7 protein-coding genes are annotated in these 11,566 nt (G+C 44.9%); 1 reads left to right on the top strand and 6 read right to left on the bottom strand.

Annotated elements, in window-relative coordinates; all coding sequences use genetic code 11:
* Window positions 1-5: 5 nt before the first annotated feature.
* The 6 genes from J0X13_RS11985 to hutH all read right to left on the bottom strand — a co-directional run bounded on the left by J0X13_RS11985 (window position 6) and on the right by hutH (window position 10,557).
* Window positions 6-3,005 carry a DNA polymerase III subunit alpha gene (locus J0X13_RS11985; protein WP_207071657.1) on the bottom strand — a complete coding sequence of 1,000 codons (3,000 nt, stop codon included), beginning with the start codon at window positions 3,003-3,005 and terminating at the stop codon, window positions 6-8.
* A 116-nt stretch (window positions 3,006-3,121) separates the two neighbouring features.
* A complete protein-coding gene (gene dinB / locus J0X13_RS11990; protein WP_207071658.1) occupies window positions 3,122-4,336 on the bottom strand; it encodes a DNA polymerase IV in 1,215 nt (404 codons plus the stop codon).
* 424 nt (window positions 4,337-4,760) lie between these two features.
* Window positions 4,761-5,732 (bottom strand): formimidoylglutamase, encoded by a 972-nt coding sequence (gene hutG / locus J0X13_RS11995; RefSeq protein ID WP_207071659.1) that lies wholly within the window; start codon window positions 5,730-5,732, stop codon window positions 4,761-4,763.
* 4 nt (window positions 5,733-5,736) lie between these two features.
* Entirely contained in the window at window positions 5,737-7,740 is a 2,004-nt protein-coding gene (gene hutU / locus J0X13_RS12000) for a urocanate hydratase (RefSeq protein ID WP_207071660.1), read from the bottom strand.
* A gap of 11 nt (window positions 7,741-7,751) precedes the next feature.
* Window positions 7,752-8,978, bottom strand: a complete 1,227-nt coding sequence (gene hutI / locus J0X13_RS12005) for an imidazolonepropionase (RefSeq protein WP_207071661.1) — start codon at window positions 8,976-8,978, stop codon at window positions 7,752-7,754.
* A gap of 1 nt (window position 8,979) precedes the next feature.
* A complete protein-coding gene (gene hutH / locus J0X13_RS12010) occupies window positions 8,980-10,557 on the bottom strand; it encodes a histidine ammonia-lyase (RefSeq protein ID WP_207071662.1) in 1,578 nt (525 codons plus the stop codon).
* A gap of 77 nt (window positions 10,558-10,634) precedes the next feature.
* On the opposite strand from hutH, the gene J0X13_RS12015 reads away from it, so the two are divergent.
* Window positions 10,635-11,522: a LysR family transcriptional regulator gene (locus tag J0X13_RS12015; protein WP_207071663.1), complete on the top strand. Its 888-nt coding sequence runs from the start codon at window positions 10,635-10,637 to the stop codon at window positions 11,520-11,522.
* The last annotated feature ends 44 nt before the right edge of the window (window positions 11,523-11,566 follow it).

Consider the following 11,566-nt stretch of genomic DNA (forward strand, 5'->3'; position numbering starts at 1 on the left):
TCCGTTCACTTCTTCGAATCAAATAACTTTTTGCTCGTTCTCATATCGGCATAGCGAGGGTCTTGGACGTAGTTTTCCTTTTTCATTTTGATGACCTCTATGCTCAAAAAACCAAACTCTTCCACCACTTTGCCATAAAATCGATAGATGCCTTTTCCGCGAAAGTAATATTTGGCCGCTACAGGCGGAAAGAGCACCGTATCGAAGACCTCTCCGTGTTGGTCCACCAGGGTGGCAAAATGCATGCGTTTCCCTTGGTTTGTTGAGGTGTTCTTTACCGTTACCAAATACCCATAAATATCTATATGTTTGTTGAGGTATCGTTGGAGGTCTTTTTGACCGTTGGTGTTTTTGGGAGGTTCTTCCAGTAATTCAAAAGGGCTGCAAAGGCAGAATCCCAAGAGTTCCAATTGTTCAAAAGCAGTCTCCAAAGCGGTGGTATTGAGCTGGGGCATCTGAAATTTTTGATGCCTTGGTGGAAACAGTTTGGGGTGTTCCAATCGGTCGTTTTTGGATAACATCAAATGGGCTTTCCAGAGCAGTTCATGTTTGTTGGTTCCCGTAAAGCGGAAGGCATCGATACGGATTAGAATGGAAAGTTGTTCCATTCGGATGAACACACGGTCCAAGAAATCTTCGAGAGAGGAAAAACTTCCATGGAGCATACGCTCTTTTAGTATACGTTCCATGACCCTGCTCTCCAGATCGCGGAGGTACATCATGCCCAAATAAATATGTGTGCCATAAATACGGTTTACGGCCATACTTTTGTTCACGCAGGGCGGATGGATGGTCGCGCCCATCATACGGGCATCGTGCACATAGAATTCCGAACGGTAAAACCCGCCTCCGTTGTTGAGTACGGCCACCATATATTCCAAAGGAAAATAGGCTCGCAGGAATAAACTTTGATAGCTTTCCACGGCGTACGAAGCGGAGTGGCCTTTTGCAAAAGCATAGCCCGCAAAACTGGCCACTTGGTTCCATATTTCGGAAATCAAGGATTCGGCATAACCCTTTTTTCTACAATTGGAAATAAACTTGTCCTGTACTTTTTGGAACTCGTCCCGCGAACGAAACTTTCCGCTCATGCCCCTGCGGAGGACATCGGCCTCGCCAAGATCCAGACCGGCAAAATGGTGGGCTACTTTGATCACGTCTTCTTGATAGACCATAACCCCATAGGTGTCGGGCATAATTTGTAACATAATAGGATGTGCCTTTTCCTTGGTTCTACCCTTGTTGCGATGACGCAAAATGTATTCCCTCATCATGCCGCTTTTGGCAACGCCTGGACGTATAATCGAACTGGCGGCCACCAATCCCAAATAATTGTCGACCTGTAGTTTTTGGAGCAACATGCGCATAGCTGGCGACTCCACATAAAAACAGCCCATGCATTGTGCGGTCTTGATCAAGTTGTTGATTACAGGGTCTTTCTTGAACCCTTTGATATCATGAATGTCGATCGCGCCGTATTTTTCGGGTTGGTTGTAAGCAACGATTTCCAAGGCTTCCTTGATCTTGCCCAACCCCCGCTGACCAAGGATATCGAACTTGTACAATCCAACATCCTCGGCGATGACCATATCGTACTGCGTAGTGGGGAAGCCCTTTGGTGGTAAATAGGTGGCCGAAAACCAATGCAAGGGCTTGTCACTGATTAAAATACCCCCTGCGTGAATGCTCAAATAATTGGGTTTTCCCTTGAGCAAGCTACCGTATTTTATTACGAGTTTGGATACATGGTCCAGTTGTTCCAATCTGTATCTTCCCGTCAATAAAAAATCAATGTCTTGGGGTGGCAGCCCGAACACTTTTCCCAATTCCCGGATAACACCTCGTTCCTTAAAAGTAACATAGGTACCAAGAAGGGCAACATGTTCAAAACGCTTAAAAATGTACGCTGTCATGGCAGGGCGGTCCTTCCACGAAAAATCGATGTCAAAATCGGGTGGATTGGCCCTGTATAAATTGATGAAGCGCTCAAAATAGAGGTTGAGCTCCATGGGGTCCACATCGGTAATTCGGAGCAGGTAGGCCACAATGCTATTGGCGCCGCTACCACGGCCAACGTAAAAAAAACCGTTGCGCCTTGCTTCGGAAACAATATCCCAATTGATTAAAAAATAAGAGACAAACCCCATTTTTTTAATGAGTGCCAACTCCTTGTTCAACCGACTTTTGATGGAGTCGTTCACCCTCTCATACCGATAGGGGAGTCCCTCGGCGCAAAGTTTTTCCAAAAGCTGTTCGTCTTCTTCCACACTTCCTGAATAGGTTTTCAGGTTTTGGGGTTTTCTGTCCTTCGAAAAATCAAAATGGATGCAGCACTTGTTGAGCAGTTTTTCCGTGTTTTCCAGAATAAAGGGAAATTCGGAAAACACTGCGGCCAAATTTTGGACAGGATACATTTTTTCTTCCTCATTGGCCTCTTCTTCCTTTGGAAGTTTGCTCAACAGTACATTATTGTCTATGGCCCTTAGCAATCTATGGGCATTAAAATCCTGTTTGTTCCGAAAGGTAACGGGCTGCTGCACCACCAACTTGTTGGTAAGGGACGCCAATTTTGAGAAGGGAAGTCTGCGCAGGTCTTTGATGGAGATTCCGACGAACTCATGTTCCTGAAAATTATCCAATTCATTGAGCAATACCTGTTCAAACGGATATACCACAAAGGCATTCTTAAAGTTTGGGGCACGGTCTGGAATCTTTGAACCATCATGAAGGTGGCGGGACAAAAAAGCATTCAGTTCCAGATACCCTTCGTTGTTTTGTGCAATGCCGATAAAGCAGGGCTGGGTCCCATTTCTAAAATCGATGCCCAAAATCGGTTTTATGGCAAATTCCGGTGCCTTTCGAACAAAATTCAATCCCGCAGAAGTATTGTTAATGTCCGTAAGCACCAATTGGGTCACATGGTTTTGTTGTGCCAATGCCAACAATTCCACCTCCGAGAAGGTCCCGAACCGTAAACTGTAATATGTGTGGCAGTTTAAATACAATTGTCAATGTTCAATTATGAGGTCGAGCTGTCATATCGAGCGCAGTCGGGATGCAAGACCTATGTGTAAATTTTGAATTCAAATGACCTCTCGACTGCGCTCGAGGTGACAAGCAATTACTGTTTTCTGTGAGCCAAAACCACAGGGGGTTCCCCATTAAAGGGGTTGTGCATGCTGCCAATGGTCTTTGCACTCATGGCGGAAGCACGCAGCACACTCCTACTTCCAAACCTATTACGGACATAATCCATGGCTTGGTATAGGTTCAGGGTCTCCTCTGTATCTTCAAAAAGGTTGATTTGGTAATTGCCCGAGACCAAATGGCTGAATCGAATACCGATGAGACGTACCAACATCCGTTTATTGTACAGCGAGTCGAACAGCTCCAATATTTTTGGTATGAGCGTGTGGTCTGCACTCGTGTATGGAATACGCGATTGTTTGGAATAGGTGTTGAAATCGGAATATCGAATTTTTACGGCAACGCAGGCCGTCAATTTATCGCCCCGGCGTAGTTGGTAGGCCAGGTTTTCGGTCATAGCAATCAAAATGCCCCTTAGTTTGGTGATATCAATGGTATCTTTATCAAATGTTCTCTCGTTGGAGATGGATTTTCTATCGTGGAAGGGAATCACGGGCGTATTGTCTATGCCATTGGCTCTTTTCCAGATTACTCTGCCATTGGAACCCAATACCCGTTGCATAATGTCCATGGGCATATCCTGAACGGTTTTTACCTGCCGTATTCCCAAATTTCTAAGGGTTTGATAGGTTTTATCGCCCACCATTGGAATTTTTTTGATGGAAAGCGGGGCCAAAAAAGGCTTTTCCAAACCAAAATCTATTTTGAGCTGATTGTTGGGCTTGGCCTCGTTGGTAGCCACTTTAGAAACCACTTTGTTCACCGATAGCCCAAACGAAATCGGCAATCCTGTTTCCCGAATGATTTTCTGGCGTATTTCCGTGGCGTATTTGTAACAGCCAAAAAAGCGGTCCATGCCCGATAGGTCGGCATAGAACTCATCAATGCTCGATTTTTCGAAAACGGGTACATGTTCCTTGATGATTTCCGTGACCACATCCGAATACTTGCTGTATGTACCCGCATTGCCACGAATCACTACGGCCTCCGGACAAAGTTCTTTGGCCATTTTCATGGGCATGCCCGAATGGACCCCAAACCCACGGGTCTCGTAACTGCAAGCGGCCACCACACCACGGTCGCTGGTGCCGCCTACCAATAAGGGCTTGTTTTTAAGCTCTGTATTGATGATGCGTTCCACGGATACATAAAAAGTATCCAAGTCTAGATGCAAAATCGTCTTTTCCATTGTTTAGCTGAAGGAAAGCTAAATTATGGAAATATTCCTATAAAATGGAAATATTCCAAAAAATAAATATCAACAACTCCTGCTGCTATTTTTCCGAAAAATCATTATATCTTTGCACCGTTGTGTTGGATTCCAGTCGCGATGATTGGAATCAGGTTGAAGCATCAAATTGATGCTCGCCAATGAAAGGCTTTCCTTTTGGGAGGCTTTTTTTGTTTGTGGTGGAAAGTGTGAATATAAGTATGGGTGTTATCTCAATCACAGTCAATAGTTCTTACTGGCAAAGGTCTCCCATCTCCTCTGCGCCCGACTTGACAGATGAAAAACATTAGTGGAAATTCGTGGAATTCGTGTCAAGCAAGCTGAGACATAACAGTCATAATAGATTCTTCGCTTTGCTCAGAATGACAATTTTTAAGTAAGATTAACTTTGGGTAATAGCGTGTGCCACATGGTGTACCAGAGAAGCGGCCAATTTTGCCGTTTGTCCGTCAACATCGTACTTGGGATTCATCTCGGCGATGTCCATGCAAATCAATTTTCCAGACCCGATAATCGTTTTTAAACATTCCAAAACCATATATGGGCTAAAACCCATTGGAGAAGCGGCACTAACGCCAGGCGCATAGGCAGAGGAGAATCCATCCAAGTCAATGGTTACATAAATATGGTCCACATTTTTGGCAAAAGCATTGATCCAGGTCGTAATTTCATTCAGTAGGGGAATTTGGAAGGTGTCGTTCATCACATAGATCACATCGAGTTCCCTAGCTGTTTGAAAGAGATTTCGATCATTGGCATCCTTTCGGATACCGAGGCAGAGGTAATTAAAATCGATACCCTCTTTTTCACAGTCTTTCGCTATCTGATAAAACGGGGTCCCCGAATTGCTTTGCTCCGAGTTTTTCCGCAAATCAAAATGTGCATCAAAATTGATGATGCCGATGGTCTGTCCTTCTTTCTTGGCGTCCAAATATTTTTTGATTCCGCTGTAGTGCCCGTAGGCCATATCGTGCCCACCACCCAAAACAATGGGAAACTGTTTTTTTTCTAAAAGGGTCTTGGCAGCTTCGGCGAGTTGTTCTTGGGCCGACTCCATATCGCTATTGGCACAGGTAATTGAGCCCACATCGTGCAACAGCACATTGCTCCCCAAATGGTTGGGCATTTTTGCAAAACTACTTTTAATGGCATCCGGCCCATCCTCGGCTCCAACCCGACCTTGGTTCCGGTGCACTCCAGCATCACAGGCATAGCCCAAAAGGGCAATGGATTTTTTTTGGGCTTCTGGGAGTTCCTCCAAGGGGGTACAATGCACTTTTTCGTGCAGATACAGCCATTTATTGGAGATTCTACCTGTCCAAAGGTCTTTTTTCGGGGGGTCGTAGTGTTTCATCACATTAAAAAAGCTGGTCCAAAATATTGGATTCTACAAGATAAGGCAAAGTTACCTTTAAATCGGGGGAGCGTTTCATTTCTCGTTCAATGGCAAAGCGGGCTTCTTTGTTTCTTGCCCAGCTTCTACGGGAAATCCCGTTGTTCACATCAAAAAACAACATTTTCTTCAATCGGTTGGATGCTTCCGTGGAACCATCGAGTACCATACCAAAACCTCCGTTGATCACTTCTCCCCAGCCAACGCCGCCACCATTATGAATGGAAACCCAAGTGGCTCCCCTAAAACTATCGCCAATCACATTTTGAATGGCCATATCGGCGGTGAACTTGCTGCCGTCATAAATATTACTGGTCTCTCTAAAGGGTGAATCCGTTCCGCTTACATCGTGATGGTCGCGCCCCAATACTACGGGAGCACTGATTTCTCCCTTGGCAATGGCTGTATTGAAGGCGTCCGCAATCTTGCTTCGCCCCTCGGCATCGGCATAGAGGATTCGAGCTTGCGAGCCCACCACCAGTTTATTCTGTTCCGCTTCCGAAATCCATTTGATATTGTCCTGCATTTGCTGTTGGATTTCTTCGGGAGCTTCAGATTTTATCTTTTTCATCACCTCCAAGGCAATGGCATCCGTTTTTTGAAGATCTTTTGGGTCGCCCGAAGTACAGACCCATCGAAATGGGCCAAATCCGTAGTCGAAACACATGGGTCCTAAAATATCCTGTACATAGGATGGATACCTGAAGTCGATATTGTTTTCGGCCATTACATCGCCGCCTGCTCGGGAAACTTCCAACAAAAAGGCATTGCCATAGTCAAAAAAGTAAGTACCCTTTGCAGTGTGCTTATTGATGGCAGTGATTTGACGACGAAGTGATTCCTGTACTTTTTCCTTAAAGGCTTTGGGGTTTTCCACCATCAAGGCGTTGGATTCTTCAAAAGAAAGTCCAACGGGATAGTAACCACCTGCCCAAGGATTGTGCAAAGAGGTTTGGTCGGAGCCTAAATGAACAAAAATGTTGGCTTCGTAAAAGCGTTCCCAGACATCCACCACATTGCCGATGTACGCCAAGGAAACCACTTCTTTGTTTTCAATGGCTTCTTTAGTGCGGACAACCAATAGATCTAAATCCACCAACAATTCATCTACCCAGCCTTGATCGTGCCTTTTTTTGGCAGCTTCTGGATTCACTTCCGCACAAACGGTGATACCCCCTGCTATGTTTCCGGCTTTGGGTTGGGCACCGCTCATGCCGCCCAATCCTGCGGTCAAAAATATTTTTCCTTCAGGTGATTCGTTTTTCTGCAATACTTTTCGGAAAGCATTCATGACCGTGATTGCCGTTCCATGGACTATGCCCTGTGGACCGATGTACATATAGGAACCTGCGGTCATCTGTCCGTATTGTGTTACGCCAAGTGCATTGAAACGCTCCCAATCGTCGGGTTTGGAGTAGTTGGGAATCATCATACCATTGGTGACCACCACTCTTGGAGCTTCTTTGGAGGATGGGAAAAGTCCCATAGGATGGCCAGAATACATGTTCAAGGTCTGTTCCTCGGTCATTTCTGCCAAATATTTCATGGTGAGCAGGTACTGCGCCCAGTTTTGGAATACTGCACCATTGCCACCATAGGTGATAAGTTCCTCGGGATGCTGTGCCACAGCAGGATCCAAATTATTTTGAATCATAAGCATAATGGCCGCTGCCTGATGGGTTTTGGCTGGATATTCCGAAATAGGTCGGGCATACATCTCATAATCGGGCTTGAACCGATGCATGTAAATGCGACCATAGTTTTTCAGTTCCTCCGCAAATTCTGGTGCGAGTTCTTTGTGCCAAGCCTCCGGAAAATACCGTAGTGCATTTTTTACGGCCAATTTCTTCTCTTCATTGGATAGGATATCCTTTCGTTTTGGCGCTGGGTTGCCATTTTTGGGATATGGATTTTTTGTGGGTAGTCGCTCCGGTATGCCTTGTAATATTTGTTGCTGAAATTCGGTCATGATTCAATTTTTTAATGGATTTGTTCCCCTTTTTTCCAAACCATATGAGGCTTTAATTGTCCTTGATGGTAGGTGATTTCTTGATAGTTATCCGTGGGAAAAACCACAAAATCTGCTACTGCACCGGTTTCCAGTTTTCCTCGGTCTGCCAAACGCAAAGCCGCTGCTGCCCTGGAAGTGATACCGGCCAAAACTTCGGTATTGGAGAGTTTTTCAAAAGTTCCCAAAATACTGGCTTGGGTCAATAGGTCGCCCATGGGAGCAGATCCGGGGTTATGGTCGCTGGCAATGGACAAAGCACCGCCGGCATCCAAAATTTTACGTGCAGGAGTGTATGCGCATCCCAAACCAATGGAAGCCCCGGGCAATGCTGTGGCTATGGTATTGCTTTTTGCCAACAATTGAATCTCTTTTTCGGTACTGGCTTCCAGATGGTCGGCACTTACCGCATCAAAATCCACTGCTACTTGACTACCTCCTGTAGTAAATTGGTCGGCATGGACCGTAATATCAAATCCCATTTCTTTCGCTTTTTTAAAATAAGGTTTGATTTCCTCTGGCGAAAAAGCACTTTCTTCCACAAAGGCATCCACGCGATTGGCCAGGTTTTCGGTTTTTATGATTGGGAACAATTCATTTATGATTGTGTCCAGATAATCGTTGTCCTCACTCCAATCTTTCGGTTTCATATGGGCTGCCAAACAAGTGGGGACCAAAGAAGCATTTGTGGTTTTGTTGGCTCGTTTGATGGCGCGTAGCATTTTCAATTCTTCATCTACAGAAAGACCATAACCGCTTTTCACTTCGATGGTGGTGATGCCGTTCTTGAGATGTTTTTTACTCCTGGAAACAATCCCTTTGACCAACTCCTCTTGTGATGCTTTTCGCGTTTGGGTTACGGTATCCCAAATACCACCGCCCGCCTTGGCAATCTCCAAATAGGTTTTTCCTGCATTGCGGTAGGCATAATCACGGGCACGAGTTCCACCAAAACAAATATGGGTATGCGAGTCCACGAAACCCGGTAGGCAAACTTTTTGTCCTTCAATATGCTGGATGTCGACATCATCTGATTTTAATTCATCAAAAACACCGACTTTTAGAATTTTCCCTTCGGAAACCAATATGCCCCCATTTTCGATGATGTGCAGTTGCTCGTCTTTGAGCGCTCCTTTTAAGGGGAGTCCCGTCATGGGAAGCAATTGGGTAAAGGGTCCTATCAATAGTGGTCTGTTCATGTTAATATGTTTCAAATTCATCAAGGTGTGGGGCGTTCCACTTCAATTTTTTCTCATCCATTACACGGTCCACCAAATCAATGATTTCGCGATTCTGAACGATTTCGATTCCCTTTTCAATATCATCGGCAAAAACACGGTCGTTTTCGGCAAAAGCAACCTTGGTTCGAAGGAATGTATGGATTTCATCTAATACAACACCCGATTTTAAAGGTTTTCTGTATTCAAATGCCTGGGCCGAGGTCAATAGTTCGATGGCCAGGATTTTCTCTACATTCTCAATAATGTTCAGTGCTTTTCTACCACTAATGGACCCCATGCTCACATGGTCCTCCTGTCCCAACGAGGTAGGAATGCTATCGGCACTGGCAGGGAAACACAGGCTTTTGTTCTCACTCGCCAATGCCGCAGAGGTGTACTGCAAAATCATATAGCCCGAATTGATGCCTGTATCGTTCATCAGCAATTTCGGAACACCCGGACTGTTGCCCTCGAGCGCCAGGTAAATTCGCCGGTCGGATATATTTCCAATTTCCGACGCAGCCAAAGCGGCATAGTCCAAAGCCATGGCCAAGGGCTGTCCATGAAAGTTACCTCCACTTATGGTGAGTTCATCATTAATAATGACGGGATTGTCTGTGACCGAGTTGAGCTCGATTTCCAATAATTCTTTCAAGTGTAACCAAGCATTGCGCGATGCTCCATGTACTTGTGGCATACAACGTAGGGAGTAGGGGTCCTGTACCCGTTCACAATCGATATGGTCTTCCAAAATTTCGGAACCTTGGAGCAGGGTGCGTATTCGTCCCGCCACATGTTGGTTGCCTTTGAACGGGCGGAGTTGGTGCAATTCCTCAAAAAATGGTTTCATGGAACCTTGTAGTCCTTCCAGCATCATGGCGCCAATAATATCCGCATGGCGCAGGCAATACTGCAATTTATGCAAGACCATTACCCCATGGGCTGCAATGAATTGGGTGCCATTGATCAATGCAAGGCCTTCTTTTGGACCCAATTCCAATGGTTTTAACCCCGTTTGATGGAATAGTTCTTCGGTCGGGATGGTTTTTCCCTGGTATTCCACTTTCCCAAGTCCAATCAATGGAAGAAATAGATGGGAGAGTGGAGCCAAATCACCGGATGCTCCTACAGAACCCTGGGAAGGAACCACGGGAATGGCATCGTTTTCCAAATGCCAAAGCATACGTTGCAGGGTGGTTTCGGCAATACCTGAATAACCTTTCGCCAAGGCATGGATTTTTAGGATCAACATGATCTTTGCCAATTCGTTGGAGATGGGATCACCCACCCCCACGCTGTGGCTTTGCAATATATTGGATTGAAGTATTTTGGTGTCCTCTTTGGATATTTTGGTATTGCACAAAGGACCAAACCCTGTATTGATGCCATACACCGTATCGCCTTTTTCCACAATACGCTGCACGCGTTGGTAACTCGCATTTACATTTTTCAGGCATTCGTCGGAGAAAATACCTTTTATGGTGCCATGGGCCATGCCCAAAGCTATACTTGCGGTTAAATGGTCTTCGCCAAATTGAAATGTTCGGTCTATCGCCATGTGTGTTTTTCTTTGGAATAAAATTACCATTTAGGTTTAATAATTGCCAATACTTATTTTTGTAATAATCAATAAGTATGAATTATCAAATAGAACTTCGACATTTCATCTATTTTTTGGCCGTGGCCGAAGAGCTTCACTACAGAAAGGCTGCTGAAAAGCTGTTTATTTCCCAACCTGGATTGAGTACGCAAATCAAACAGATGGAGGAGATATTGGGAACCCAACTTTTTATAAGGGACAAGAAAAAGGTGAGTTTGACCCCCGCAGGAGAGTTTTTGAAAAAAGAGGTGGAATTTATCTTGAATCATCTGGAGCAGACCAAAAAGCAGGTGAAACTTATCGGGGATGGGCAATTAGGGGAGGTACGTATCGGTTTTTTGGGTTCGGCCATGCAAAATGTGGTCCCCAATTTATTACTGGGTTTAAAAGAAAAGTTTCCAACGGTCCATACCACTTTGGAAGAGCTTTCCAACCGAGCGCAGATCAATGCGATATTGGCCGATCGATTGGATTTGGGCTTTGTCCGATTGTCCCGCGTTCCTAAGGGACTCGATGTAAAACCTGTTTTTGAGGATACCTTTTCCTTGGTGCTACCGGCAGACCATCCTTTGGATGAAGCGAATTTTAAGAACATCAGTCAGGTGGCGGATGAGGATTTTATTCTGTTTTCCCAAGATTATAGTCCCATGTACTACGATACTGTCCTAAGTATTTGTGAGGATAGTGGTTTTGTGCCCAATGTTTCGCACAAATCGGTGCACGCACAGACCATTTTTAAATTGGTGGAGAATAAACTGGGCATAGCCATTGTACCAACAACGCTTCAGTACGGGTTCCAGATGAAGGTGAAATTCATTGAAATGAAAAAAATAAAACAACGTGCCATCTTGAGCATGGTTTGGAAAACGGATAATAGAAACCCTGCCCTTCAAAAATGTATGGACTTGCTCCTGAAATTATGATAACAACGTTTTGGAGCGTAACTTTGGAATTCAACTTAATAGTG

Source organism: [Muricauda] lutisoli (nom. illeg.), assembly GCF_017313105.1.
Lineage (GTDB): Bacteria > Bacteroidota > Bacteroidia > Flavobacteriales > Flavobacteriaceae > Flagellimonas > Flagellimonas lutisoli.